This is a genomic window from Streptomyces sp. NPDC052064, assembly GCF_055585925.1.
The window spans coordinates 351,701-375,473 of the sequence record NZ_JBVJJE010000009.1 but is presented as its reverse complement, the minus strand read 5'-3'; the positions used below and the strand labels follow the sequence as shown (position 1 = coordinate 375,473).

At 70.8% G+C, this 23,773-nt stretch carries 25 protein-coding genes; 10 read left to right on the top strand and 15 right to left on the bottom strand.

Annotated features, from left to right (window positions below; translation table 11 throughout):
* Nucleotides 1–89 precede the first annotated feature (89 nt).
* Nucleotides 90–455 carry a four-helix bundle copper-binding protein gene (locus ACZ6TU_RS25940; RefSeq protein WP_467673448.1) on the top strand — a complete coding sequence of 122 codons (366 nt, stop codon included), beginning with the start codon at nucleotides 90–92 and terminating at the stop codon, nucleotides 453–455.
* A 58-nt stretch (nucleotides 456–513) separates the two neighbouring features.
* Here ACZ6TU_RS25940 and ACZ6TU_RS25935 read toward each other — a convergent pair whose 3' ends face one another.
* On the bottom strand, nucleotides 514–1,815 hold the full coding sequence (locus tag ACZ6TU_RS25935; protein WP_467673446.1) for an LCP family protein: 1,302 nt from the start codon (nucleotides 1,813–1,815) through the stop codon (nucleotides 514–516).
* Between the two features lie 52 nt (nucleotides 1,816–1,867).
* Nucleotides 1,868–3,388 carry an IS200/IS605 family accessory protein TnpB-related protein gene (locus ACZ6TU_RS25930; RefSeq protein ID WP_467673444.1) on the bottom strand — a complete coding sequence of 507 codons (1,521 nt, stop codon included), beginning with the start codon at nucleotides 3,386–3,388 and terminating at the stop codon, nucleotides 1,868–1,870.
* Nucleotides 3,389–3,759: 371 nt separating this feature from the next.
* Here ACZ6TU_RS25930 and ACZ6TU_RS25925 point away from each other — a divergent pair, with 371 nt between their 5' ends.
* The gene (locus ACZ6TU_RS25925) at nucleotides 3,760–4,317 is read left to right on the top strand and encodes an acyl-CoA thioesterase (protein ID WP_467673442.1); all 558 of its coding nucleotides are present in this window, start codon (nucleotides 3,760–3,762) and stop codon (nucleotides 4,315–4,317) included.
* A 49-nt stretch (nucleotides 4,318–4,366) separates the two neighbouring features.
* On the opposite strand, the gene ACZ6TU_RS25920 is transcribed toward ACZ6TU_RS25925, so the two are convergent.
* The gene (locus ACZ6TU_RS25920; RefSeq protein ID WP_467673440.1) at nucleotides 4,367–5,524 is read right to left on the bottom strand and encodes an acyl-CoA dehydrogenase; all 1,158 of its coding nucleotides are present in this window, start codon (nucleotides 5,522–5,524) and stop codon (nucleotides 4,367–4,369) included.
* A gap of 185 nt (nucleotides 5,525–5,709) precedes the next feature.
* Here ACZ6TU_RS25920 and ACZ6TU_RS25915 point away from each other — a divergent pair, with 185 nt between their 5' ends.
* The 3 genes from ACZ6TU_RS25915 (at nucleotide 5,710) to ACZ6TU_RS25905 (ending at nucleotide 8,474) form a co-directional block, all read left to right on the top strand.
* On the top strand, nucleotides 5,710–7,053 hold the full coding sequence (locus tag ACZ6TU_RS25915) for a UDP-glucose dehydrogenase family protein (RefSeq protein ID WP_467673438.1): 1,344 nt from the start codon (nucleotides 5,710–5,712) through the stop codon (nucleotides 7,051–7,053).
* A gap of 258 nt (nucleotides 7,054–7,311) precedes the next feature.
* The gene (locus tag ACZ6TU_RS25910; protein ID WP_467673436.1) at nucleotides 7,312–7,521 is read left to right on the top strand and encodes a hypothetical protein; all 210 of its coding nucleotides are present in this window, start codon (nucleotides 7,312–7,314) and stop codon (nucleotides 7,519–7,521) included.
* 326 nt (nucleotides 7,522–7,847) lie between these two features.
* Complete coding sequence (locus tag ACZ6TU_RS25905) at nucleotides 7,848–8,474, top strand: plastocyanin/azurin family copper-binding protein (RefSeq protein ID WP_469551343.1); 627 nt, start codon at nucleotides 7,848–7,850, stop codon at nucleotides 8,472–8,474.
* An 18-nt stretch (nucleotides 8,475–8,492) separates the two neighbouring features.
* Here ACZ6TU_RS25905 and ACZ6TU_RS25900 read toward each other — a convergent pair whose 3' ends face one another.
* On the bottom strand, nucleotides 8,493–8,996 hold the full coding sequence (locus tag ACZ6TU_RS25900) for a CGNR zinc finger domain-containing protein (protein ID WP_467673430.1): 504 nt from the start codon (nucleotides 8,994–8,996) through the stop codon (nucleotides 8,493–8,495).
* Nucleotides 8,997–9,125: 129 nt separating this feature from the next.
* On the opposite strand from ACZ6TU_RS25900, the gene ACZ6TU_RS25895 reads away from it, so the two are divergent.
* Nucleotides 9,126–9,497 (top strand): VOC family protein, encoded by a 372-nt coding sequence (locus ACZ6TU_RS25895; protein WP_467673428.1) that lies wholly within the window; start codon nucleotides 9,126–9,128, stop codon nucleotides 9,495–9,497.
* A gap of 14 nt (nucleotides 9,498–9,511) precedes the next feature.
* Nucleotides 9,512–9,907: a VOC family protein gene (locus tag ACZ6TU_RS25890; protein WP_469551340.1), complete on the top strand. Its 396-nt coding sequence runs from the start codon at nucleotides 9,512–9,514 to the stop codon at nucleotides 9,905–9,907.
* A 12-nt stretch (nucleotides 9,908–9,919) separates the two neighbouring features.
* Here ACZ6TU_RS25890 and ACZ6TU_RS25885 read toward each other — a convergent pair whose 3' ends face one another.
* Nucleotides 9,920–11,053: a dipeptidase gene (locus tag ACZ6TU_RS25885; RefSeq protein ID WP_467673424.1), complete on the bottom strand. Its 1,134-nt coding sequence runs from the start codon at nucleotides 11,051–11,053 to the stop codon at nucleotides 9,920–9,922.
* A 112-nt stretch (nucleotides 11,054–11,165) separates the two neighbouring features.
* The gene (locus ACZ6TU_RS25880) at nucleotides 11,166–11,525 is read right to left on the bottom strand and encodes a MerR family transcriptional regulator (protein ID WP_399166366.1); all 360 of its coding nucleotides are present in this window, start codon (nucleotides 11,523–11,525) and stop codon (nucleotides 11,166–11,168) included.
* Nucleotides 11,526–11,577: 52 nt separating this feature from the next.
* On the opposite strand from ACZ6TU_RS25880, the gene ACZ6TU_RS25875 reads away from it, so the two are divergent.
* Nucleotides 11,578–12,720, top strand: a complete 1,143-nt coding sequence (locus ACZ6TU_RS25875; RefSeq protein ID WP_467673422.1) for an alkene reductase — start codon at nucleotides 11,578–11,580, stop codon at nucleotides 12,718–12,720.
* Here ACZ6TU_RS25875 and ACZ6TU_RS25870 read toward each other — a convergent pair.
* The 3 genes from ACZ6TU_RS25870 to ACZ6TU_RS25860 are packed head-to-tail and all read right to left on the bottom strand — an operon-like array spanning nucleotide 12,660 to nucleotide 15,516.
* Nucleotides 12,660–13,847, bottom strand: coding sequence for a dipeptidase (locus ACZ6TU_RS25870; RefSeq protein ID WP_469551335.1), 1,188 nt, complete (start codon nucleotides 13,845–13,847; stop codon nucleotides 12,660–12,662). The genes ACZ6TU_RS25875 and ACZ6TU_RS25870 overlap by 61 nt on opposite strands.
* A 5-nt stretch (nucleotides 13,848–13,852) precedes the next feature.
* Entirely contained in the window at nucleotides 13,853–14,380 is a 528-nt protein-coding gene (gene purE / locus ACZ6TU_RS25865) for a 5-(carboxyamino)imidazole ribonucleotide mutase (protein ID WP_467673418.1), read from the bottom strand.
* The gene (locus tag ACZ6TU_RS25860; RefSeq protein WP_469551332.1) at nucleotides 14,377–15,516 is read right to left on the bottom strand and encodes a 5-(carboxyamino)imidazole ribonucleotide synthase; all 1,140 of its coding nucleotides are present in this window, start codon (nucleotides 15,514–15,516) and stop codon (nucleotides 14,377–14,379) included. The genes purE and ACZ6TU_RS25860 overlap by 4 nt, the downstream gene beginning before the upstream one ends.
* 161 nt (nucleotides 15,517–15,677) lie before the next feature.
* On the opposite strand from ACZ6TU_RS25860, the gene ACZ6TU_RS25855 reads away from it, so the two are divergent.
* Nucleotides 15,678–16,184: a GtrA family protein gene (locus ACZ6TU_RS25855; protein ID WP_467673414.1), complete on the top strand. Its 507-nt coding sequence runs from the start codon at nucleotides 15,678–15,680 to the stop codon at nucleotides 16,182–16,184.
* Between the two features lie 8 nt (nucleotides 16,185–16,192).
* Here the strand turns inward: ACZ6TU_RS25855 and ACZ6TU_RS25850 are convergent, their stop codons facing one another.
* Complete coding sequence (locus ACZ6TU_RS25850; protein ID WP_467673412.1) at nucleotides 16,193–17,470, bottom strand: ATP-binding protein; 1,278 nt, start codon at nucleotides 17,468–17,470, stop codon at nucleotides 16,193–16,195.
* Nucleotides 17,471–17,508: 38 nt separating this feature from the next.
* Complete coding sequence (locus ACZ6TU_RS25845) at nucleotides 17,509–18,186, bottom strand: response regulator transcription factor (RefSeq protein ID WP_010034575.1); 678 nt, start codon at nucleotides 18,184–18,186, stop codon at nucleotides 17,509–17,511.
* A gap of 515 nt (nucleotides 18,187–18,701) precedes the next feature.
* On the opposite strand from ACZ6TU_RS25845, the gene ACZ6TU_RS25840 reads away from it, so the two are divergent.
* The gene (locus ACZ6TU_RS25840) at nucleotides 18,702–20,240 is read left to right on the top strand and encodes a peptide MFS transporter (RefSeq protein WP_467673410.1); all 1,539 of its coding nucleotides are present in this window, start codon (nucleotides 18,702–18,704) and stop codon (nucleotides 20,238–20,240) included.
* An 83-nt stretch (nucleotides 20,241–20,323) separates the two neighbouring features.
* Here the strand turns inward: ACZ6TU_RS25840 and ACZ6TU_RS25835 are convergent, their stop codons facing one another.
* The 4 genes from ACZ6TU_RS25835 to ACZ6TU_RS25820 form a co-directional block, all read right to left on the bottom strand.
* Nucleotides 20,324–21,331 (bottom strand): hypothetical protein, encoded by a 1,008-nt coding sequence (locus tag ACZ6TU_RS25835; RefSeq protein ID WP_467673408.1) that lies wholly within the window; start codon nucleotides 21,329–21,331, stop codon nucleotides 20,324–20,326.
* A 31-nt stretch (nucleotides 21,332–21,362) separates the two neighbouring features.
* Nucleotides 21,363–22,070: an LPXTG cell wall anchor domain-containing protein gene (locus ACZ6TU_RS25830; protein ID WP_467673406.1), complete on the bottom strand. Its 708-nt coding sequence runs from the start codon at nucleotides 22,068–22,070 to the stop codon at nucleotides 21,363–21,365.
* A gap of 296 nt (nucleotides 22,071–22,366) precedes the next feature.
* Nucleotides 22,367–22,921 carry an ATP-binding protein gene (locus tag ACZ6TU_RS25825; RefSeq protein WP_467673404.1) on the bottom strand — a complete coding sequence of 185 codons (555 nt, stop codon included), beginning with the start codon at nucleotides 22,919–22,921 and terminating at the stop codon, nucleotides 22,367–22,369.
* Nucleotides 22,922–23,164: 243 nt separating this feature from the next.
* Nucleotides 23,165–23,542 carry an STAS domain-containing protein gene (locus ACZ6TU_RS25820; RefSeq protein ID WP_030242586.1) on the bottom strand — a complete coding sequence of 126 codons (378 nt, stop codon included), beginning with the start codon at nucleotides 23,540–23,542 and terminating at the stop codon, nucleotides 23,165–23,167.
* Nucleotides 23,543–23,773: the final 231 nt, after the last annotated feature.

Sequence of the window (23,773 nt, the reverse complement as noted above, 5' to 3'; positions counted from 1 at the left end):
CTTCCGCCCCGTGGCGGTCGGGGCCGGGCAGGCGTAGGACGGAAGGCACGAGGGTCGACCCCGGCTCTCGCCGTCCCCCGGGAGGAATCATGACCCAGCAGCCCGCCACCATGCCCCCGCTGAGCAAGGAGATGCAGGATTGCGTCCAGGCGTGCATGACCTGCCACAGCGTGTGCGAGGAGACCATGAGCTCCTGCCTGCAGATGGGCGGCCAGGCCCAGATGCAGATCATGCGCGCGGTCATGGACTGCGCCGAGATGACGCGCATGTGCGCCGACATGATGATGCGCCGCTCGCCGCTGTCCGCCGAGATGTGCGCGATGTGCGCCCGGGCCTGTGACATGTGCGCCGAGGCGTGTATGTCCATGCCGGACGACGCCCAGATGATGCGCTGCGCCGAGGCGTGTCGCCGCTGTGCCGAGATGTGCCGGTCGATGTCGGCCGCCACGATGTGAGGACCGCCTCACAACGGTCGGGGGCACCCCCGTGGGTGCCCCCGACGCGTGCCGGTGCTCAGTTGCCCGAGACGGTGACCGTCTCGTCGTTCTTCAGCTGGTTCACCAGCGTCTTCAGCTTCGCGGTGTCCCACTGGAGGTTGCCGTTCGGGGAGTTGCCCGCGATCGGCATGTTCATCGACTTGCCGTCGCCGCCGCTGACGCCCTTCATCGCCCAGAACATGGACGCCAGGTCGAACAGGCCCATGTCCTTGTCGACCACGAGCGAGTCCAGGCCCGCGCCCATGGTCGGGTACAGCTTGAACGGGTTGAGGATCGTGCTCGGGGTGGCGACCTGGTTGGCCAGGGCCGACAGGAACTTCTGCTGGTTCTTCGTACGGTCCAGGTCGGAGCCCTTGAGCGCGTAGCGGGTGCGGACGAAGGCCAGGGCCTGGTCGCCGGTCAGCGTCTGCTTGCCCTTCTTGAAGTCGGCGCCGGACTTGGTGTCCTTGATGTCCTGCGGGATGTCCATCTCGACGCCGCCTACCGCGTCCACGATGTTCGCGAAGCCGGCGAAGCCGATCTCCACGTAATGGTCGATGTGCAGGTTCGTGTTGGCCTCGACGGTACGGACCAGCAGCTCAGGGCCGTCCTCCGCGTACGCCGCGTTCAGCTTCGTCTGGCGGCCGGTGGCCGGGTAGAGCTTGCCGGAGTCGGAGCCCTTGTACGACGGGATCGTGACGTTCGAGTCACGCGGCAGCGAGATCAGCGTCGGGCCGTTGCTGCCGGTGTGCAGGATCATCATCGAGTCCGTGCGCTTGCCCTCGGCGGACCCGGTGTGCAGCTTCTTCTTCTCCTCGGCCGACATGCCCGCGCGGCTGTCGGAGCCGACGATCAGGTAGTTCGTGCCCTCGCCCGCCTCCGGCCGGTCGATGACCTTCGACAGGTCGACGTCGCGGTTGAGCTTGGAGTCGGCCCAGAAGTACGTGGCGACGCTCGTCACGACCAGCACCGTAGCGAGCGTGATGGCCGTCACCTTGATACGGCGGCGCCAGTTCGGCGCGGGGCGCGGCTCGTACATGCCGTCGCCCGGGCCGCCGGGGCCTCTGCCGCCGGGGGAGCCGTAGACCTGGCCGGTGTTGTAGCCGCTGTCGTAGCCGTCGCCGGGGCCGTAGCCGCCGCCGTCGACGTACGAGGGCTGCTGCGGTACGCCGCCGCTGTACGGCGGGGCGCCGCCGTAGCCGGCCTGCCCGGGCGACGGCGCCGGACCGCGGCGGACCTGCCGCATGACGCGGGCACTCTCGGGCTGTGCGCTCGAGCTGCCGCGTCCGTAGCGGTTGCCGCGGCTGTCGCCGGAAAATCCCTCGGGCCAATCATTCATGCGCCCCAGTGTGCAGGTCCCCGTAGTACGCCATACAAGAGTCGTCGGAAAATCAGCGCACGGCTGTGGCGAAGCTGACACAAAACCGTTCCTCATGACTGAGTGGAAGTGGGCCCTGTTGCCAGGGCTCATGCTCAGCCGCGTGCTCCGAACGGTGTTGGGCACGCTGGTCGCCCGCTTTCGCTCCGCGTCCGGGCGGCACGACTCGTGATCGTGGTCCGGGTAGGCGGGGGCGGGGTCCCTCACGCCGTCGGGTCACCGGTCGGGCCTGGGCGGTCCGATGCCCGTAACGATCGCTCTGGTCGTTACGGGGCGGTGCCGCCCGTCGCCGGACCGGGTGTCCGAGGGCGCGCCTTCCGATCGCCACGGCTGCCGCATCGTGGCGAGTGGTCTTGCGGGTGGGGGTGGTAAGGGGCTGCTGCCAGTGCTGAGCCCCCCATCGGGAGGTGTATGCGGGGTCCACCGCGACAACGGTGATGTCCTGCTCGGCGGCCATCGCAACCAGGCGGGCTTTCAGCTTCGCGGTGGGGAAGCGGGAGATCAGACGGCGGAAGCGCTTGTTACGGCCGTGCTGCTCCCGCGTCCTGCCATCGCCGAAATCGAGATCCTCGATCGCGATGGCAGCAGCTCCGCAGCGGCGGGCGTGGTGCAGCAGCCGGGTCAGCGCGTGGCGGATCTGGGCGTCCCGGTGCGAGGTACTACCTGCTAGGTCGTAGAAGAAGCGCTGAGGTTCGCCGACGGGGTTGCCGTGGGCGTCGAGGTGCCAGGCGGCGAGGTGATCGTCGTTCATGTCCACCGCCACCACCCCCTGCGCGAGGGCCGCGTCCATCGGCAGGGCCGGGACAGCGGCGCGCTGCCAGGAGGCGGTGACATACCAGCGGCGCCGCACCGGGTCGTGGTGAATGCGGTAAGCCACCGCCCGATTGTCCGTGACCCGGTCCGCCCACTCCTCACCCCGGTGCCTGAACACCACCGCGACATCGAGGACGTACCGGCCGTGCGGGGCGTTGGCCAGATGACCCAGGGCCGCGGTGAGCCTGATCGAGACCTGCCCGCTGCCGGTGATGCGGATGGTCTCGTTGCCGAAGCGTTTGCCGGACTCCCCGTCGGCGGCCAGGAACATCCGCGCCGCCCGCCACCGCTCCCGCCAGCCCGCCTCCCCCAGCCCTGCCTGCTCAAGGTGATGGCGCAGACGGGCGCGCTGCTTGCCGCCACGCACCACATGCACCCGGCCCGCCGCCCAATCCGCCTCAGCAGTCGTCAGCCGGTCCTTCAGCGCGTGCAGGCGGCGGGCCTTGGCGTGCCACTCCGCCCGCGAGCCGTATCCGCGTTGCAGGCCGGCCCGCTTGTCCGCCTTGGCCTTCAGCGGACGCGCCAGCCGGGCCTCGATCCGCGCGATCTGCCCGCGCAGCCACACCATCTCCACCCTCTGGCCGCGCCGGGCCAGCGCCCACTGGTCATTGGTGGCCTTGGTGATGCTGCCCGCCCACCGCGCCGACGAGCCCCCGGTCAGCTCCCGCTTACGAGCAGCCCATGCTGCGGCATCGTGCGCCAGCCCTTGCCGGGAGCGCACCGCGAGGTCCGGGATGCCAGCGCGCCCAGGAACGTGCCGACCTCGGCCAACACGGCCGCGTCCGCCTCCGAGACCCGCAGCCGGGCCCGGACGGCCACCCCCGAGGGGCCGGGGACCACAAACGGCGCCGCAACCTCCCGTAGCCCGCCCACCCCATCACCCCCAGGCCCGATGTTGAAGATCCGTCACCACACCCAACGAGCCCCAGCCGCAAAGGTCACATATTCGATACCCAAACTCCCGTTCAGCGAGCTGTGAAGCTGTGACCTGGTCGCCAGCACCGGCTCTCACACTCGCCAATGCACGCACCCTCTCGGGCAAGCGGTACCAGCACAAACCCCCTCATGCCGCCTCGGCATAAGGTAGGGGCCATGACAGACCAGGCCCCAGCTGCGGATTCCGGCACTCCGGATATCCCGGGCAAGCCGACTTCCGCCTCCCGCACCACCCTCAGCCACATCATGACCCACAACGACACGAACCTTCTGGGGACGGTGCACGGTGGCGTGATCATGAAGCTGGTGGACGACGCGGCGGGTGCCGTGGCCGGGCGGCACTCCGGCGGGCCGGCCGTCACCGCGTCCATGGACGAGATGGCCTTCCTGGAGCCGGTCCGTGTCGGCGACCTGGTCCACGTCAAGGCGCAGGTCAACTGGACCGGCCGCACCTCCATGGAGGTCGGCGTCCGCGTCCTGGCCGAACGCTGGAACGAGTCCACCCCGCCCACGCAGGTCGGCTCCGCCTACCTCGTCTTCGCGGCCGTCGACGCCGACGGCAAGCCCCGCCGGGTCCCCCCGGTCCTCCCGGAAACCGAACGCGACAAGCGCCGCTACCAGGAGGCCCAGATCCGCCGCACCCACCGTCTGGCCCGTCGCCGGGCGATCATGGAACTGCGGGAGAAGCGGGCGGCGGAGGGCTTCGAGGACTGAGCGAGCCTCCGGCGGGGCGGGAGACTCGCTCGCTCATGCAAGAGCCCTGTTACGGCAGGTTGCGTGCCATCACGATGCGCTGCACCTGGTTCGTACCTTCGTATATTTGTGTGATCTTGGCGTCGCGCATCATGCGCTCCACCGGGTAGTCGCGGGTGTAGCCGTAGCCGCCGAGGAGCTGGACGGCGTCCGTGGTGACCTCCATGGCCGCGTCCGAGGCGAAGCACTTGGCCGCGGCGCCCAGGTAGGTGAGGTCGGCGTCGCCGCGCTCGGAGGCGGCTGCGGCCTGGTAGGTCAGGGCGCGGGCGGCCGAGATCTTCATGGCCATGTCGGCGAGCATGAACTGGATGCCCTGGAAGTCGGCGATCGGCTTGCCGAACTGCTTGCGCTCCTTGACGTAGCCCTTGGCGTAGTCGAGGGCGCCCTGGGCGATGCCGAGGGCCTGGGCGGCGATGGTGATGCGGGTGTGGTCGAGGGTCTTCATCGCCGTGGCGAAGCCGGTGCCCTCCTCGCCGATCATGCGGTCGGCGGGGATGCGGACGTTGTCGAGGTAGACCTCGCGGGTCGGGGAGCCCTTGATGCCGAGCTTCTTCTCGGGGGCGCCGAAGGAGACGCCCTCGTCCGACTTCTCGACGACGAAGGCCGAGATGCCCTTGGAGCGCTTGGCCGGGTCCGTGACCGCCATCACCGTGTAGTACTCGGACTCGCCGGCGTTGGTGATCCAGCGCTTCACGCCGTTGAGGACGTAGTGGTCGCCGTCACGGACGGCCTTCGTCTTCATGCCGGCGGCGTCGGAGCCGGCGTCCGGCTCGGACAGGCAGTACGAGAACATGCCGTCGCCCTTGGCGAGCGGGGCCATGTACTTCTTCTTCAGCTCCTCGGAGCCGGAGAGGATCACCGGGAGCGAGCCCAGCTTGTTCACCGCGGGGATGAGGGAGGACGAGGCGCAGACGCGCGCGACTTCCTCGATCACTATGACGGTCGCCAGGGCGTCGGCGCCCGAGCCGCCGTACTCCTCGGGTACGTGCACGGCGTGCAGGTCGTTCGCGACCAGTGCCTCGAGCGCCTCCTGCGGGAAGCGGGCCTCCTCGTCCACCGCGGCGGCGTACGGCGCGATCTTCGCCTCGGCCAGTGAGCGGACGACGTCGCGGAGCATGTCGTGCTCCTCGGACGGGCGGTACAGGTCGAAGTCAGCCGATCCGGCCAAGGTCTCTCACGCTCCAAAACGCTGCGATGCTGACGCTAACTACCGTTAAGTAATCAAAAGTTTATGGGGTCGCCCGCGGGAGGGATACGTGAGCTGGACGACAGCGGGAAAGTTGCCCCGTGAAGCGCGCTCCCATGCCCCGGATATGCTCGGGCGCGCACCTGCCGTAGACCCCTGGAGCACCCATGGCCCTGAAGATCACCGTGATCGGCACCGGTTATCTCGGCGCGACACACGCGGCGGCCATGGCCGAGCTCGGCTTCGAGGTGCTCGCCCTCGACGTCGTGACCGAGAAGATCGAGAAGCTGGAGCGCGGCGAGGCCCCGATGTACGAGCCGGGGCTCGATGAGTTGCTGCGCAAGCATGTCGCCGGTTTCGAGGGCTCCAGCGGGCGGCTGCGCTTCACCCAGGACTGGGCCGAGGTCGGCGCGTTCGGCGATGTGCACTTCGTCTGCGTGAACACCCCGCAGCGGCACGGCGAGTACGCCTCCGACATGAGTTACGTCGACTCCGCGTTCGCCTCGCTCGCCCCGCATCTGCACGGTCCCGCCCTGGTCGTCGGCAAGTCGACCGTGCCCGTCGGCACCGCCGACCGGCTGGCGGCCTACCTGTCCGCGCACGCGCCGGCCGGCGAGGACGCCGAGCTGGCGTGGAACCCGGAGTTCCTGCGCGAGGGCTTCGCGGTCGACGACACGCTGCACCCCGACCGGATCGTGGTGGGCGTGCGCAGCGAGCGGGCCGAGAAGCTGCTGCGGGAGGTATACGCCACACCGATCGCCGAGGGCTCGCCGTTCGTGGTGACGGACTTCCCGACCGCCGAGCTGGTGAAGACCTCCGCGAACTCCTTCCTCGCCACGAAGATCTCCTTCATCAACGCCATGGCGGAGGTGTGCGAGGCCGCGGGCGGTGACGTCGCCAAGCTGGCGGAGGCCATCGGCTACGACGACCGGATCGGCAAGAAGTTCCTGCGAGCCGGGATCGGCTTCGGCGGCGGCTGTCTACCGAAGGACATCCGTGCGTTCATGGCACGGGCCGGTGAGCTGGGCGCGGACCAGGCGCTGACCTTCCTGCGGGAGATCGACTCCATCAACATGCGCCAGCGCGGGCAGATGGTCGAGCTGACCCGGCAGGCACTGGGCGGCGGGCCGTTCCTCGGCAAGCGCGTGGCGGTGCTGGGCGCGACCTTCAAGCCCGACTCCGACGACGTACGGGACTCCCCCGCGCTGAACGTCGCCGGGCAGATCCACCTCCAGGGCGGCCAGGTCACGGTCTACGACCCCAAGGGCATGGACAACGCCCGCCGCGTCTTCCCGACCCTCGGCTACGCCGACTCGGCGCTGGACGCCGTACGCGGCGCCGACATCGTGCTGCATCTGACGGAGTGGCGGGAGTTCCGTGAGCTGGACGAGGAGGCGCTCGGCGAGGTCGCCGCTGCCCGGATCATCCTCGACGGCCGCAACGCCCTCGACCCGGAGCGCTGGCGCAAGGCCGGGTGGACGTACCGGGCGATGGGGCGGCCGACCGCCTGAGTTCGACCGACCACCTGAGAAGGCCGATGGTCTGAGCACGGTCGGTCACTCGAATCAGGTCCGGGTTCCGTGAATTGCTGATGGCTTTGCGGGAGATTCGGGAATTCTCGGGGGATCGATGAAGGGCCGCGCGGATTCTCTGTGTGCCTTTCGCTGTCGCGCCCAGGCGTCGAGGCCGCGCTCGGCCGGGTCCCCCAAGGGCAGCAGCCCCCTGGCCTCGACAGATGCCGTCGTCGTCGAGGTCGGCCGGACCGCCCAGTGGACCAACCACGACAGCGTGCCGCACAGGGTCACACCAAGGCCCCGGTCGAGGTCGCCGAAGCCGGACGCGGGTGCGCCGAGCAGAGTCGCTCGAGGATCGGAAGCAGCACGTTCTGCACGCCGGCCGACAGCTACGTGAAGATGCACACGGTCTGGGCCGGGCAGATGCTCACGCCCACGACGGACTTCCTCACCGGCAACTGCTGACGCTGTTCGCGACAACAGAGTGGACGCCGCTCCGGCCGGGGCTCAGCCGGCCGGAGCGGCGCCCGCTCCATTCTCCACACCCTCGCCATGCTTCGGGAACCGCTTTCCAAGGAGACCGGGATGACGAACGGCACCCTGCCCACCGTCCCTCCCCTCCACACTCGCGCTACGGCGCCGACCGCCGGCTGCCGTTGCCCGTCCTGCGCGGCGCGTCCCTCACCGTGCCGGAGGACGCCGGACACCCTTCGTTCCGCTACGGGGCACGCCCAGCTGTAGTACCGGCTGCTACGCCGCGCCACGGGGTTGCGGCCTCGTACAGCGTGACGATGAAGAGGTTCGAACTGCTGCCGGTGGCTGAGCACGAGCACGCGTTGCTCCACCCGGCCCGGCGCCCACCCTGGACCAACCAGGACACGGCACCGCACGACGTGAAGACCACCTCGGGCCCGGTCTCGATCCACTCCCCGATGCTCGACAAGGGACAGAGCTGGAGCTTCACGTTCACCACGGCCGGGTCGTACGGCTACGTCTGCACCGTCCACCCGAACATGACGGCCGGGATCACGGTCCGCGCGGCGGCACCGGCGACGACGGCGGCACCGACGCACGAGCACACCGGCTCCTCCTCGGGACACCGGGCGACCGCGCCGAGCCGCACCACGCCGAGCAGCAGGCCGCCGACGATGCGCATGCCCTCCTCGTCGCCGACCTCCGCCTCCCCTGCCGCCGCGGGCCAGTCACCGCAGGCGTCCCCAACGTCCCCGGCCGCACAGGTCGCGCAGCAGCCGCAGACCCGGACGGCCGCCTCCACCACCCGCCCCCTCGACCCCCTGCTCGTGCTGACCGGCACCGTCGCCGGTGTCGCGGTGCTGTGCCTGCTCCTGGTCGGCTCCCGGGCGTCCGCTCCCCAGGCACCCCGGGCGGCCCGGGCGCCCCGGGAGGAGGAGGCGTAGGCCAGCCCTTCGCGCAGGTCAGCCCTTCGCCCGGTAGCGGCGCATTTTCGCCCGGGCCCCGCAGACCTGCATCGAGCACCAGCGGCCCCGGCCGGCCGGACTGCGGTCGTAGTACGCCCAGAGGCAGTCGGCGGCCTCGCAGGCCTTGAGCCTGCTCCAGGTGCCCGCGACCAGCGCCTCGGCGACGGCGGCTGCGACACGGGAGAGCAGGGGGCCCTCGTCGGCCGGGGCGAGGGTCGCCGAGCCGTCCCCCCGGTCGACCGCCACCAGCAGCGGTGCCCCGGCCAGCAGTTCGCCCAGCGGGATCACCTCGCGGTGCGGCGGGTGGCCCGCGTGGGCGAGCAGGACCGCGCGCAGGGACTCGCGCAGTGCGCGGGTGTCCTCGACCTCGTCCCCCGTGATCCCGAAACGGGCCCGGCCCTCCTCCGTGTTCAGCGAGTCGGCGCCCGACTCGATGTCCAGCGTGTTCACCAGGGCCTCGACCAGGGCCAGGCCGCCGGGCGCGGGCGATCTCTCCGTCATGGCTGGACCGTACCTCTCGGATTTCCCTTGCGAGGTTACCGCCAATGGGCCAGCATGGAGTAACGGTTACCGGTTATCCGGGCTGTGCAGGTAACAGTGACGGGTAACAGCGACTTCGAGGAGGAAGTCATGGCTCTCGCCAAGCTGGGTGTCGTCGTCCTGGACTGTCCCGACCCGCGCGCACTGGCCGGCTTCTACGCCGAGGTGCTCGGCGGCACTCCCACGGTGGAGGCCGACGACTCGGGCGAGTGGGTCGACCTGAAGGTGCCGGGCGGACCGGCGCTTGCCTTCCAGGAATCCCCCGGGTACGTACCGCCGAAGTGGCCGGGGCCCGACGGCGCGCAGCAGTTCCACCTCGACCTGGACGTGGAGGACCTGGACGCGGCCGAGAAGGGCGTGCTGGCGCTCGGTGCGAAGCCGCTGGACGCCGAGGACCGGACCCGGACCTTCCGGGTTTACGCCGACCCGGCCGGGCACCCGTTCTGCCTCTGCGCCGGCTGACACCGGGAGGCCCTATGCCTGCTGTGGCACGTTTCCGTTCCGTCGTCGTCGACTGCCCCGACCCGCGCGAGCTGGCCCGTTTCTACGCGCAGGTCGGGGGCGGCACCCTCGAGGACGACGACCCCGACTGGGTGGTGCTGCGGATCCCCGACGGGCCGCGGCTCGCCTTCCAGCGCTCGCCCGGGTACACCCCGCCGGAGTGGCCCCGGGCCAACCGCGACGCCCAGCAGTTCCACCTGGACTTCGACGGCGGGTCGACCTGGGAGGAGATCGACGCGGCCGAGGAGCGGGTGCTGGCACTGGGGGCGCGGGTGCTGGACCGGGAGGACTACGAGAAGAAGGACTTCCGGGTGTACGCCGACCCGGTGGGGCATCCGTTCTGCCTGTGCCGGATCGAGCACACCGTCTGAGTCACCCGCCGGTCACCCGTCCAGCTCGGAGATGGTCGCCGTCGACGGCTCGCGGCGCTGCTGGGCGGCGCGGGCCGTGAAGTCGGCGCCGCGCAGGACCCGCTGGACGTTGCCCCAGGTCAGCAGGGCCACGTCGGCCTCGTCCCAGCCGCGCCGCAGCAGCTCGGCGATCAGCCGCGGATAGCAGGAGGTGTCGCCGAGTTCCTGCGGGTGGGCCGAGCCCGAGTCGTACGTGCCGGACAGCCCGACGCACTGCGCACCGGCCACGCCCCGGATGTGGTCGAGATGGTCGGCGACGTCCCGGACGGTCGGGCCGGTCTGCTCGGCCGTCAGCGGCACCAGGCACAGCCCCTTGGCCGAGCCCAGCTCCGCCAGCAGGTCGTCGGGCAGGTTGACCGGGTGCGGGCGGAGGGCCCGGGCGGCGGAGCGGCTGAACAGCACGGGCGCCCGGGAGAGGCTCAGCACACGGCGGACGGTCGGCACGGAGGCACCGGAGAGGTCCGCGATCACACCGATCCGGTTCATCTCGCGCACGATCTCCTCGCCGAACCGCGTCAGCCCCGCGTCGCTCGCCCAGGACACCCCGGTCAGCGTCAGCACGCGCAGACCGAGGAAGTTCAGCTGGCGCAGGATGCCCAGCGAGTCACCCACGGCCGAGGCCCCGGCCGGACCGAGGAGCACGGCGACGCGGCCGCAGTTGCGGGCGTCCGCGACCTGCCCCGCCGTACAGGCCGGCCGCAGTCCCGCGTCGCAGGTCCGGGCGACGGTCTTGGCCAGGTCCAGCTGCTCCAGGGTGGCGCCGACGGCCCGGTCGCCGTCCAGGCCTTCGGGCAGATGCAGCGACCAGAAAAGCGCGCCCACCCGCCCGCGGCGCAGGCGGGGCACGTCCGTGTCGACCGTGCTCTCGCCCTCCTCCAGGTCGTAATGGAACAGGCGCTTGAGCGCCCAGGGCAGTCCGTTGTAGCCGTCTGCGACGGGGTAGGCGGCGAGGATGGCGTGGGCCCGGGTCATCGGCGCGTCGTCCGGGTCGGAGACGGGCTTGTAGGGCTCCGCCGCCATGACGGCCTCATCGGGGTACGGCTCGGCCAGGTCGTCGAACTCTCCGGCCGCGGCGATGGGGCCCAGGTCGTCCTGGAGGTCTGCCATGGCGGCTCCGTACGGTTGTTCGTGAGGTACGGTCACCGTCGCACGGAGCGCTGAAGGGTTCCTGGTGGGCGGGGCGTTCGGGGTACGGTCCCGCCCTCGTGCGGCGACGCTCTCAGGGCAGCCGGGCCACCTCGATCACCTCGTCCAGGGTGTCCCGGGAGCGGACCAGGTCGGCGATCATCCGGTCGATGCGGGCGCGCTCGGCGGTGAGATCGGCGACCAGGTTGGGCGTGGCGCGGGCCGAGGGCCCGCCGTCCTTGTCCCGCATGCACGGCAGCAGCTGGACGATCTTCTCGCTGCACAATCCCGCCGCGAACAGCTCCTGGATCCGGATGACCCGGTCCACGGCCGCCTCCGGGTACTCCCGGTGCCCGCCGGGCGTCCGCTCGGCGGTGAGCATCCCCTGTTTCTCGTAGTAGCGCAGCGACCGCTCGCTCACGTTGGTGCGCCGGGCCAGTTCACCGATCCGCACGTCCACTCCCGGACTTGAATCTGACATGGGTGTCAGGTTCTAGCGTACGGGCATGACGCAGTACACGACAGCACTCTTCGAACCGGCTCGTCTCTCCGGGCTGGACCTGCCCAACCGTCTGGTGATGGCGCCCCTGACCCGCAACCGGGCCGAGGCCGACGGCACCCCGACCCCGCTCATGGCCACGTACTACGCCCAGCGCGCCTCCGCCGGGCTGATCATCGCCGAGGCCGCGACGCCGAACGCGGTCGGGCAGACGTACCCGAACATCACCGCCGTCCACAGCCAGGCGCACGTGGCCGGCTGGCGGCAGGTCACGGACGCGGTGCGGGACGCGGGCGGCCGGATGTTCCTCCAGCTCCAGCACGGCGGCCGGGTCGGCCACCCCGCGACCAGCGGGCTGACGCCGGTCGCCCCCTCGCCCGTACCGCTCCCCGAGACGATCTTCACGCCGGAGGGTCACCGGCCGGCCGTGGTGCCCAGGGAGATGACCGCAGAGGACATCCGCACCACCGTCGCCGACTTCGCACGCGCCGCCCGGAACGCGATCGACGCCGGGTTCGAGGGAGTGGAGGTGCACTCCGCCAACGGCCATCTGCTGCACCAGTTCCTCGCCCACAACACCAATCTCCGCACCGACGGCTACGGCGGGCCGGTCGCCGCCAGGATCCGGTTCACGGCCGAGGTGACCGAGGCCGTGGCCGCCGAGATCGGAGCCGACCGGGTGGGGCTCAGGGTCTCCCCCGGCAACACCGTCAACGGCATCGACGAGGGCGAGACCGAGGATATCTACCCGGCGCTCGTCGAGCGGCTCGCCGGGCTGGGGCTCGCGTATCTGCACCTGGTGCGCTCCGACCCGGACACGGCGGTGTTCCGGAAGGTGCGCTCCGCATGGCCGGGCGTGCTCATCGGCAATCCGGTGCTGAAGGAGATGTCGTCGCAGGAGGTGCTCGCCTCGTCCGAGGCGCTGCTGGCCGCGGGTGCCGACCTGATAGCCCTCGGCCGGCCCTTCCTCGCCAATCCCGACCTGGTGACCCGGCTCCGGCTCGGGGCGCCGCTGAACGAGATGCGCGACCGGTACTTCATGTACGTGGGCGGGGCGACCGGCTACACCGACTACCCCGCCCTCGCCGCTCAGCCGTCGAGCGAGTCGAGCGACTCGATCGTGGCGTTGGACGGCGACCGCGTGGCCTGAAGGCCCCGTGCCACGCCCTCGGCCGCGTCGAGCACCCGTACCGCGTTCTTCCAGGTCAGCTTCGCCAGGTCCGCCTTCGACCAGCCGCGGTCCAGCAGCTCCGCGATCAGGTTCGGGTAGCCGGAGACGTCGTCCAGGCCGTCGGGTGTGAAGGCCGTGCCGTCGTAGTCGCCGCCGATGCCGAGGTGGTCGATGCCGGCGGCCTCGCGCATGTGGTCCAGGTGGTCGGCCACCGTCGCCACCGTCGCGACCGGGCGCGGGTGCCGCTCCTCGAAGGCGCGGTGGACCTTCATGGCCTCCGCGGTGGTGTCGAGGTGGTGGAAGCCGTGGGCGCGCATGTTCTCGTCGGCCTCGGCCGTCCAGTCGACGGCGGCCTGGAGCACGAACTTCGGCACGAACGTCACCATCGCCATGCCGCCGTTGCCGGGCAGCCGCTCCAGGACGTCGTCCGGGACGTTGCGCGGGTGGTCGCACACGGCCCGTGCCGAGGAGTGGGAGAAGATCACCGGGGCGGAGCTCGCGTCGAGCGCGTCGCGCATGGTGGTCGCCGCCACGTGGGAGAGGTCCACGAGCATGCCGAGCCGGTTCATCTCCCGCACGACCTGCCGGCCGAACGCGGTGAGGCCGTCGGCCCGCGGCTCGTCGGTCGCGGAGTCCGCCCAGTCCACGTTGTCGTTGTGGGTGAGCGTCAGATAGCGCACGCCGAGCCCGTACAGACCCCGCAGGGTGCCCAGGGAGTTGGCGATGGAGTGGCCGCCCTCCGCGCCCATGAGGGAGGCGATCCGGCCCTCCCGGCGCGCGGCCTCCATGTCGGCGGCCGTCAGCGCGGGCCGCAGGTCCTCCGGGTGCCGGTCGATCAACTGCCGTACGCAGTCGATCTGTTCGAGCGTCGCCGCGACCGGGTCGGGCGAGTCCGTGCGGACGTAGACGGACCAGTACTGCGCACCGACCCCGCCCGCGCGCAGCCGCGGGATGTCGGTGTGCAGGTGGGCGCTCTGGTCGGCGGCGACATCGCGGGCGTCGAGGTCGTAGCGGACCTGCTCGCGCAGCGCCCAGGGCAGGTCGTTGTGCCCGTCGGCGACCGGGAACTCGCTCAGGAGTTCCCGGGCTGCCTCCAGGGAGGTCATCGTCGTCACTTCCCCGCGCCGAAGCCGAAGCCGCCCGAGCCCTCGACCTTGGAGCGCAGGCGCTTGCCCTTCTCGGTGGCCTGGTCGTTCAGCTCCTGCTGGAACTCGCGCATGCGGGCGCGGAGTTCCTCGTCGTGCGCGGCGAGGATACGGGCCGCGAGCAGACCGGCGTTGCGGGCGCCGGCGACGGAGACCGTGGCGACGGGGACACCGGCCGGCATCTGCACGATCGACAGGAGGCTGTCCATGCCGTCGAGGTACTTCAGCGGCACGGGCACGCCGATGACCGGCAGCGGGGTCACGGAGGCCAGCATGCCGGGCAGGTGGGCGGCGCCGCCTGCCCCGGCGATGATCACCTTGAGCCCGCGGCCGTCGGCCTGCTCGCCGTACGCGACCATCTCGCGCGGCATGCGGTGCGCGGAGACGACGTCGACCTCGTAGGCGATCTCGAACTCGTCGAGGGCCTTGGCGGCGGCCTCCATGACGGGCCAGTCGCTGTCCGACCCCATGACGATGCCAACAACAGGGCTCATTCGGTGATGGTGCCTCTCAGGTAGCCGGCTGCGTGACGGGCGCGCTCCAGCACGTCGTCCAGGTCGTCGCCGTAGGTGTTGACGTGGCCGACCTTGCGGCCGGGCTTCACGTCCTTGCCGTACATGTGGATCTTGAGCTGGGGGTCGCGGGCCATGCAGTGCAGGTACGCGGAGTACATGTCCGGGTAGTCGCCGCCGAGGACGTTGACCATGACCGTCCACTCGGCGCGCGGGCGCGGGTCGCCGAGGGGCAGGTCCAGGACGGCCCGGACATGGTTGGCGAACTGGCTGGTGACGGCGCCGTCCATCGACCAGTGGCCCGAGTTGTGCGGGCGCATGGCGAGTTCATTGACGAGGATGCGGCCGTCGCGGGTCTGGAACAGCTCGACGGCGAGGTGGCCGACGACGCCGAGTTCCTTGGCGATGTTCAGCGCCATCTCGGAGGCCTCCAGGGCGAGGGCCTCGTCGAGGTCGGGCGCCGGGGCGATCACCGTGTCGCAGACGCCGTTCACCTGGCGGGACTCCACGACCGGGTAGGCCACGGCCTGGCCGTGCGGGGAGCGTACGACGTTGGCGGCGAGCTCGCGGACGAAGTCGACCTTCTCCTCGGCTAGCACGGAAACTCCGGCCCTGAACGGGTCGGCGGCCTCCTCGACGGAGTCGACGACCCACACGCCCTTGCCGTCGTAACCGCCGCGGACGGTCTTGAGGACGACGGGGAAGCCGTCGCCCTCCGCGGCGAAGGCCGCCACGTCCTGCGGATCGGAAACGATTCTGTGTCTGGGGCAGGGCACGCCGATCGCGTCGAGCTTCGCGCGCATCACGCCCTTGTCCTGGGCGTGCTGAAGCGCGTCGGGGCCGGGGCGCACGGGGATGCCGTCCGCCTCCAGGGCCCTGAGGTGCTCGGTGGGTACATGTTCGTGATCGAAGGTGATCACGTCGCACCCGCGTGCGAACTCGCGCAGCGTGTCGAGGTCGCGATAGTCGCCGACGACGACATCGCTCACGACCTGCGCAGCTGAGTCCTGCGGGGTGTCACTGAGGAGCTTGAACCTGATGCCCAGCGGGATGCCTGCCTCGTGTGTCATACGAGCGAGCTGGCCCCCGCCGACCATGCCGACTACCGGGAATGTCACGCCCCCAGGGTATCGGCCGCGCCAGGGTGGCCGGTTTCCTGCCCCTCCCCGGCCCTGCCGGACCATCTCCGGCCGTCCGTCGGCGTCCGCAGGAAGATCACGCGGGAGGGTGGTTAGCATGGCTGAGTTGACGCCAACCACGGACGGGGGCCTGCACGACCATGGGACATGGTGCCTCGCGGCTCCGACGGCTCGTTCACGAAGTCGCCAAGTTCGGCGCGGTGGGCGGTGTCGGAGTGCTCGTCAACCTCCTCGTGTTCAACCTGGTACGGCATGTCACCGACCTCCAGGTGGTGCGCGCGAGCGTCATCGCGACCGTCGTAGCGATCATCTTCAACTACGTCGGCTTCCGCTACTTCACCTACCGCGACCGTGACAGGACCCGGCGTACGCGGGAGATGTCCCTGTTCCTGCTGTTCAGCGCGATCGGGCTGGTCATCGAGAACGGCGTCCTGTACACGGCCACGTACGGCTTCGGCTGGGACACCCCGCTGCAGAACAACATCTTCAAGTTCCTCGGTATCGGCATCGCCACGCTCTTCCGCTTCTGGTCGTACCGCTCGTGGGTGTTCCGCGCCCTTCCGGCCCGTGAGGCGGTGGCGGACGCGGAATCGATTCTGGAGGGCGAACGGGCCAGGCGGTCGCGGGACGGGCAGCGAGTGCCGTAGGCCGGTCGTCAGCGGACCATCGGCTCGTCCTCGCCGTCGACGGACGTCCGGACCGGCGTGCGGGACAGGAACAGGCCGAACACCGGGGGCTTGGCCTGGAGCATCTCCAGGCGGCCACCGTCCGCTTCCGCCAGGTCGCGGGCCACGGCCAGGCCGATACCCGTGGAGTTCCGGCCGCTGATCGCCCGCTCGAAGATGCGTGCGCCGAGGTCGGCGGGGACCCCGGGGCCCTCGTCCGTGACCTCGATGACGGCCTGGTTGCCGGTGACGCGGGTGCGCAGCGCCACCGTGCCACCGCCATGCATCAGGGAGTTCTCGATCAGCGCGGCCAGCACCTGCGCGACCGCTCCCGGCGTGCCCACGGCCTCGAGATGCCGCTTGCCGGAGCTGACGATCGCCCGGCCCGCACTGCGGTAGGCGGGGCGCCACTCGGCGAGCTGCTGCTGGATGACCTCGTCGAGGTCGAAGGTGACGGCGGAGCCGGTGCGCGGATCGCGGGAGTTCGTCAGCAGCCGCTCCACGACGTCCGTGAGCCGCTCGACCTGGGTCAGCGCGATCGTCGCCTCTTCCTTCACCGTGTCCGGGTCGTCGGTGAGCGTGATCTCCTCCAGCCGCATCGACAGCGCCGTCAGCGGCGTCCGCAGCTGGTGGGAGGCGTCCGCGGCCAGCCGTCGCTCGGCGGTCAGCATGCGCGCGATGCGCTCGGCCGAGCCGTCCAGCACGTCCGCCACCCGGTCCAGCTCGGGCACGCCGTACCGCTTGTGCCGGGGGCGAGGGTCGCCCGAGCCGAGCCGCTCGGCCGTCTCCGCGAGGTCGGTCAGCGGCGACGCCAGCCGGTTCGCCTGGCGGACCGCCAGCAGCACCGCGGCCACCACCGCCAGCAGCGCGACCAGCCCGATGATCAGCAGGGTGCGGGCGACCTCCCGGGTCACCGAGGAGCGCGGCTCCTGCACGGTGACCGTCTCGCCCTCCTCGCCGGGCGCGGTCGCGCTGATGACGTCACCGGACGGCTTGGACCCGACCTCGATGGGCTCCTCCCCGGGGATCCGGATCATCGCGTAGTAGCGGTCCTGCGTGACCTGCTTGCGCAGCACCTCCGCGTCGACCTGCTGAGCGACGAAGAGCCGGCTGTCGACGATGCTGGCCAGCCGGACCGCCTCGGACTCCACCCGCTCCTGGGCGCTGTTGCTGATCGTTTTGGTCTCGACGATGACGAGGGAGACGCCGAAGACGGCGATCACGACGAGGACCACGGCGAGCGTGGACTGGATCAGTCGGCGGCGCATGTCCTGTTACCCGTGCTCATCCGTGCCTGGCCCGCGGCTCAGCTCTTCTCGAAGCGGAAGCCCACACCGCGCACCGTGGCGATGTAGCGGGGGTTGGCCGCGTCGTCGCCGAGCTTCTTGCGCAGCCAGGAGATGTGCATGTCGAGGGTCTTGGTCGACGACCACCAGGTCGTGTCCCACACCTCGCGCATGAGCTGATCGCGGGTGACGACCCGGCCCGCGTCGCGCACCAGCACCCGCAGCAGGTCGAACTCCTTGGCGGTTAGCTGGAGCTCCTCCTCGCCCATCCAGGCGCGGTGCGACTCGACGTCGATCCGCACGCCGTGGGTGGCGGGCGGCTGCTGCGGCTCGGCGGCGCCGCGGCGCAGCAGGGCGCGGACGCGGGCGAGCAGCTCGGCGAGCCGGAAAGGCTTGGTGACGTAGTCGTCGGCTCCCGCGTCGAGTCCGACGACGGTGTCCACCTCGTCGGCGCGCGCGGTCAGGATGAGGATCGGGATGCTGTGGCCTTCGCCACGCAGGCGGCGGGCCACCTCCAGACCGTCCATGCCGGGCAGCCCCAGGTCGAGCACGACCAGGTCGACGCCGCCCTGCATTCCGGCGTCGAGCGCGGTGGGTCCGTCCTCACGCACCTCGACCTCGTAGCCCTCCCGGCGCAGAGCACGGGCCAGCGGCTCCGAGATGGACGCGTCGTCCTCGGCGAGCAGTACACGGGTCATGAGGTGATGGTAGACCTGCAAGCCCCTGAGCTGGGGTGTGACCGGAAGCCTTGATTCTTACCGGCTGCACACCCGTTTCTTACGTTCCCCGGGAGCGCGTACAAACCTCTACCTGTGGGGTGCGATCCTGGTAAGGACCTTGGAAATGGGGCTCAAGGTTCCCATGGTGCCTGTGATTCGTGTCTCAAGTCCTTCCATATGCGGCTGTGTCCTGCCGTATGGTGAATCAACGCCTGTAGCACCACGGCGACCTTCGGAGGCTGTTTTGCCCCTGGAGGTCTCTTTTGTGTGTGGGCTGGTTTCCGCCAGCCCCCGAACCTGAAACGACTGCGGCCGGGCCTCGTCGTGCGGATACGCGCGTAGAGGCGTGGATTCCGGTGGCGACCGCCCACCGCTCCTGCCCCGGAGCGGTCCCCCGTAGGCGTCGGGCGGACGGCCGTACGCACCGGTGCCGCAGCCCCCACCGGGCGCACCACCGCTGCTGCGGAGCGCGTCCCGACCAGCAAGGAACGACCATGGCGTCCAGCCTGACGAAGGACTCGGCCCGCCCGGGCACCCCCGGTTCCGAGAAGACCTTCTTCGGCCACCCCCGCGGACTGGCCACTCTGTTCATGACCGAGATGTGGGAGCGGTTCAGCTTCTACGGCATGCGGGCTCTGCTCGTCGTGTACCTGCTCTCCGGCGGGCCCGACGCCAAGAAGGGCAGCATCGGCGGCGGACTCGGCATGGACCTCGCCACGACCACGGCGATCTACTCGGTCTACCTGTCGATGGTGTACCTGCTCGCCATGCCCGGCGGCTGGCTCGGCGACCGGGTCTGGGGTCCGCGCAAGACGGTGACGATCGCGGCCCTCACGATCATGTCGGGTCACCTGGTGCTGGCCCTGCCCGGCGGCCAGGCACCCTTCTTCGCCGGTCTGGCGCTGGTGGCACTGGGCTCCGGCCTGCTCAAGGCCAACATCTCCACCATGGTCGGCCACCTCTACGACGGCCCGGACGACCCGCGTCGTGACGGCGGCTTCACGATCTTCTACATGGGCATCAACATGGGTGCCTTCTTCGCGCCGCTGATCATCGGCACCGTCGGCCAGCAGGTGAGCTGGCACCTCGGCTTCGGTCTGGCCGCGGTCGGCATGGGCATCGGCCTCGTGGCCTTCCTTGTCGGCACCCGGAACCTCAGCCCGCAGAGCAGCATCGTGCCCAAGCCGCTGGCGGCCGAGGAGCGCGCGTCCTGGCTGCGCAAGGGCCTGCTCTGGCTGGCCGTCGCGGCGGTCTTCTACGGCGTCGTCGGCTTCACCGGCCACTTCACCCTCAACTGGGCGATGATCCCGCTCACGGTGATCGGTCTGATCATCCCGGCCGGTGTGCTGATCCGCATCAAGCGGGACAAGGAGCTCAGCGCGGTCGAGCAGTCGAAGATGACCGGCTACATCTGGTTCTTCGTCGCGGCCGCCGTCTTCTGGATGATCTACGACCAGGGCGGTTCCACGGTCCAGGCGTTCGGTGAGACGAAGGCCTCCGGTTCGCTGCTCGGCTTCGACTTCCCGTCGTCCTGGTACCAGTCGCTGAACCCGGTGTTCATCATGGCCCTGGCCCCGGTCTTCGCCTGGTTCTGGCTGTGGCTGAACCGCAAGGGCAAGGAGCCGAGCACCGTCGCCAAGTTCGCCGCGGCGCTGTTCTTCGTCGGTGTCTCGTTCTTCTTCTTCCTGCTGCCGCTGGGCATGGCCGACGGCGACACACTGGTCAGCCCGATGTGGCTGGTGGGCATCTACCTGATCCAGACCGTCGGTGAGCTGTGCCTCTCGCCGGTCGGCCTGTCGGTGACGACGAAGATGGCCCCGGCCAAGTACGCCAGCCAGATGATGGGCGTCTGGTTCCTCGCGGTCACGGCGGGCGACTCGGTGACGGGTCTGCTCTCCAACCCGGCCGTCGGCGGCGTCGACCTGAGCGGCACCGGCGCGGTCGCGGCGGAGGCGGTCCTCGCCGCCCTGGCGGGTGTCGCGGCGTACATGTACCGCAGGAAGGTCAAGGCGCTGATGGGCGACGTCCACTGACCCGCCCACCGGACCCTGACGAGGGGCCGCCGCACCTCGAAGGCGCGGCGGCCCTTCTCATGTCCTCGTCTCACGTCCTCGTCTCACGTCCTCGTCTCATGTCCTCGTCGATCTCGGCGGTCGGCGTCCGGGGCGACCCACGGCAGGGCCGAGGGCCCGCGTGCGGAGGGCAGGCGCAGGCGCGGGCGGCGGGGCGGGCGGGCCGCGTGGACGGGGTGGCGGGGGCGTGCGTGGTCCACGACGGCCAGGCCGGCGCGGAACAGCGCCGCGGGGACGACCAGGCAGACGAGGACCCAGAACAGGGTCACGCCCCAGGGGCGGCCCACGCCCCAGGGGTGTTCGGCGAGGACCTTGCCGCCGTACTTCAGGGACACGGTGTAGTCGCCGTGCGCCCCGGCCGCGAGCTCCACGGGGAGTTCGATGCGCGCCTTCCCGCCGGGCCGGATCGTGCCGCGCCAGCGCTGGTCCTGCCACTGCGGGGCGAACACGCCGTGGGAGGTGCCGACCTGGAAGACGGGGTCCTTCACGGGGGACGTCCCGACGTTTCCGACGGTGACCACGAGCGTCCGGGCGGGCGGGGAGCCGAACCAGGTCAGCAGCCCGCCGGAGCCACGCAGCCGGGTGTCCGCGAGCAGGGACAGCCGCCCGCCGGCCCGGTCCGCGGGCAGCGGCTCGACCGCGTGCCCGGCGACCTGGAAGACCGCGTCGGCCTCGGCCCTGGCCCCGGTCACCGTCGCCGCGTGCACCACGCAGGGGCACGGCACGGGCGGTTCCACGACGGGCAGTTCGCGGCGGAAGCGCCCCTCGGCGTCGGTGGTGACGGCCCGGCCGTCGGCGTTGGCGCAGGAGTCGGTGCCGCCCGTCACGCCCCGGGACGGCTCGGCCTGCCCGCAGACCAGCAGCGTCAGCAGGGCACGCGGCCGCCAGCCGCTGCCGGTGACGGTGACCGAACCGCCCGTACCGGCCTGGGCCCTGGACAGCTCGACGACGGGCCGGTCCGCCGCCCCGGCGGGCCCGGCGCCCGCCAGACCCAGCAGGAGCACCAGCAGGACCGGCAGCGACAGGTACGGAACACGGGCGACGTACGGCATCGGCGGCTCCAGCGGTCGTACGGGCGTGCGCTCAGTGGCGTACTCGCGCCGCCTGGTGACGTCGTGACAGCCACAGGGCGCCCGCCGTGCCGGCGAGCAGGACCGTCCCGCCGAGGGTGCCGAGGGCGACGGCCGAGTCCTCCGGGCCGGTCTGCGGGAGTCCGGCGCCGGAGCCGGACCCCGAGCCGGAGCCGCCGCCCTGGGTGGAGCCGGTGGCGCCGCCGCCGCTCGCGGCCGTGACGTCGAGGGTCAGGGACGGGCCCGGGTCGTTCGTCGGTGTGCACGTGGTCGTCGTGCCGAGCGCCTTGATGGTGAGCACGCCGGCCGTGAAGGTGACCTCGCCGCTCTTCTTCGGCGTGTACGTACCGCTCAGGTCATTGATCTTGATCGGTGTGTTGGCCGGGATCGCGGCGTCGTTGGCGGGGCCGGTCACCGTCAGGGTGCCGCTGTCCGCGCCGCCCAGGGCGATGGTGGCGCTCGGGGTCATCGCGCCCTTGCCCAGTTCGACCGGGCTGGAGGAGACGCCCTTCTGCCAGGACATGGTGATCCGGTAGGCGCCGCCGCTCTTGACACCCTTGATGTCGATGGGCGAGACGGCGCTCTTGTCGCCGATCGGCGTCTTGCACTGGTAGTTGACGTCGACGACCTCGGCCCGGGCCACGGGGGCGGCCATCAACACCGCCGAGCCGGCCAGGGCCGCGGCGGACGCGAGCGCGGCGGTTCGATTCCGGTACGACACGGTGCCGATCCCCTTCCTGTTTCTGACGGGGTATCAGATCGGGCCGTCAAGGTACGCCCGGGGCGTCGAGGAAGGAAGACACAGTGCACGCCGGATCTGTGGCGATCCGGCGTGTGGTGAGTGACGGGCGGGGGATGTGCGGCGGAGGTTCCGTGGAGGCGGCCGGGCAGTCGGCGGTGAACCGCCCGCTCGCCTTCACCCGGACGGCCGCCCGTGGAGTGCCCGGAGCCCGCACCCGAATGGCCGCCCGTGGCGTGCCCGGAGCCCGCACCCGGCGTGCGCGCGACGCCCCCGGATCAGGCAGGGGCTCCCAGTTCGGCCCAGACCGTCTTGCCGGCGACTCCCGGCGTGCGGACGACGCCCCAGTCCAGGCACAGCCGCTGGACGATGAACATGCCGTGGCCGCCCGGGCGGCCGGCCCGGTGCGGAGTGCGGGGTGACGGCTGGCCGGTGCCCCGGTCGGCGACCTCGATACGGATCACCTTGTTGTCGCAGGTGATCCACAGCTGGTCCGGCCCCTCGGCGTGCAGGCAGGCGTTGGTGACCAGCTCGGAGACGACGAGCAGCACGTCCTCGGCGGCGGCCCGCTGGTCCGCGGAGGCGGCCGGCAGCCAGCCCCACGCGTACAGCGCCTGGCGGGCGAAGTCGCGGGCGAGCGGCACGACACCGCTCGCCCCGTCGAAGCTCAGCCGTCGCACCTCCCGGCCCCCCGGCGGTGCCGCGGCTCCGGACGGCACGGCCACGCCCTCGCCGGACGCACCGCCCGCCGGTACGCCACCCTCGGACGCCCCGGAAGCGCCGCTGGGCTCCGGCCCGCGGTCGCCCGGCGAGTAGGGCCGGGTGGTGCTCATCAGCGCTTCACCTCACCGATTCACCAGTTCACGATTCAAAAAATCCACTACCCAGTCAGTCACGCAGTGCGCGGCACGACGGTTTCGCGGCGCCCCCGCCGCCCTGGTGGCCGACCGTTTCAGGATGTCTCCTGCCCGGGCGGACCGGCGGAACACCCCCGTATTCGGCACGAAGGGCGCGACGGGGGTAGGACACCGGTCACAGGGGGATGGCCGAGGCTCGGCGCGCCGACGCACCGCCGGTCAGCCCGACTCGTCGGCCAGGGCCGCCTCAAGCGTGTCATGGACACTGAAGACCGCATCCGCGCCCGTGATCTCGAACACGCGTGCCACCACCGGCTGCATCCCGGCGAGCGTCACGCCACCACCGGCGGCCTCGGCCTTCAGTCGTGCTCCAAGGAGCACGTTGAGCCCCGTGGAGTCACAGAACTCCAGCCGCGCGCAGTCGATGACCAGGCGCTTGAATCCCTTGGCGAGGCAGTCCTCGAGGGGCTCACGCAACAGATCGGCGGTGTGGTGATCCAACTCACCCGCCGGGGTCACGACGGCACTAGAGCCCTCTTCCCGCACCTCCACCAGAAGCCGGCCAGACTGTGCGCTGCCGACTGTCCCGCGGTCCATGCCGTCTCTCTCTCCCGACGTCGTGCTGCCTGCTGACGCCCACGAACACTACGCCTTCCTCACACGCTTCGACACCCGAACAACTACACACAAACGGACATATGCCCACAGAACGCACTTGCGGTGGGCTCGGGAAAGCGGGTAGGCCTAGTAAGACACGTACCCGACACGGCCGGCTTTGGAGGCGCCGCACACCGCAGTGCACGTACTGGCTCCGGCAGCCATATGCCG

Bases quoted from the DNA above. Each gene is read 5' to 3' on its own strand.
- ACZ6TU_RS25940 (WP_467673448.1), top strand. From the start codon at position 90: ATGACCCAGCAGCCCGCCACCATGCCCCCGCTGAGCAAGGAGATGCAG.
- ACZ6TU_RS25935 (WP_467673446.1), bottom strand. From the start codon at position 1,815: ATGAATGATTGGCCCGAGGGATTTTCCGGCGACAGCCGCGGCAACCGC.
- ACZ6TU_RS25925 (WP_467673442.1), top strand. From the start codon at position 3,760: ATGACAGACCAGGCCCCAGCTGCGGATTCCGGCACTCCGGATATCCCG.
- ACZ6TU_RS25915 (WP_467673438.1), top strand. From the start codon at position 5,710: ATGGCCCTGAAGATCACCGTGATCGGCACCGGTTATCTCGGCGCGACA.
- ACZ6TU_RS25905 (WP_469551343.1), top strand. From the start codon at position 7,848: ATGAAGAGGTTCGAACTGCTGCCGGTGGCTGAGCACGAGCACGCGTTG.
- ACZ6TU_RS25900 (WP_467673430.1), bottom strand. From the start codon at position 8,996: ATGACGGAGAGATCGCCCGCGCCCGGCGGCCTGGCCCTGGTCGAGGCC.
- ACZ6TU_RS25895 (WP_467673428.1), top strand. From the start codon at position 9,126: ATGGCTCTCGCCAAGCTGGGTGTCGTCGTCCTGGACTGTCCCGACCCG.
- ACZ6TU_RS25890 (WP_469551340.1), top strand. From the start codon at position 9,512: ATGCCTGCTGTGGCACGTTTCCGTTCCGTCGTCGTCGACTGCCCCGAC.
- ACZ6TU_RS25885 (WP_467673424.1), bottom strand. From the start codon at position 11,053: ATGGCAGACCTCCAGGACGACCTGGGCCCCATCGCCGCGGCCGGAGAG.
- ACZ6TU_RS25875 (WP_467673422.1), top strand. From the start codon at position 11,578: ATGACGCAGTACACGACAGCACTCTTCGAACCGGCTCGTCTCTCCGGG.
- ACZ6TU_RS25870 (WP_469551335.1), bottom strand. From the start codon at position 13,847: ATGACCTCCCTGGAGGCAGCCCGGGAACTCCTGAGCGAGTTCCCGGTC.
- purE (WP_467673418.1), bottom strand. From the start codon at position 14,380: ATGAGCCCTGTTGTTGGCATCGTCATGGGGTCGGACAGCGACTGGCCC.
- ACZ6TU_RS25855 (WP_467673414.1), top strand. From the start codon at position 15,678: ATGGGACATGGTGCCTCGCGGCTCCGACGGCTCGTTCACGAAGTCGCC.
- ACZ6TU_RS25850 (WP_467673412.1), bottom strand. From the start codon at position 17,470: ATGCGCCGCCGACTGATCCAGTCCACGCTCGCCGTGGTCCTCGTCGTG.
- ACZ6TU_RS25845 (WP_010034575.1), bottom strand. From the start codon at position 18,186: ATGACCCGTGTACTGCTCGCCGAGGACGACGCGTCCATCTCGGAGCCG.
- ACZ6TU_RS25840 (WP_467673410.1), top strand. From the start codon at position 18,702: ATGGCGTCCAGCCTGACGAAGGACTCGGCCCGCCCGGGCACCCCCGGT.
- ACZ6TU_RS25835 (WP_467673408.1), bottom strand. From the start codon at position 21,331: ATGCCGTACGTCGCCCGTGTTCCGTACCTGTCGCTGCCGGTCCTGCTG.
- ACZ6TU_RS25825 (WP_467673404.1), bottom strand. From the start codon at position 22,921: ATGAGCACCACCCGGCCCTACTCGCCGGGCGACCGCGGGCCGGAGCCC.
- ACZ6TU_RS25820 (WP_030242586.1), bottom strand. From the start codon at position 23,542: ATGGACCGCGGGACAGTCGGCAGCGCACAGTCTGGCCGGCTTCTGGTG.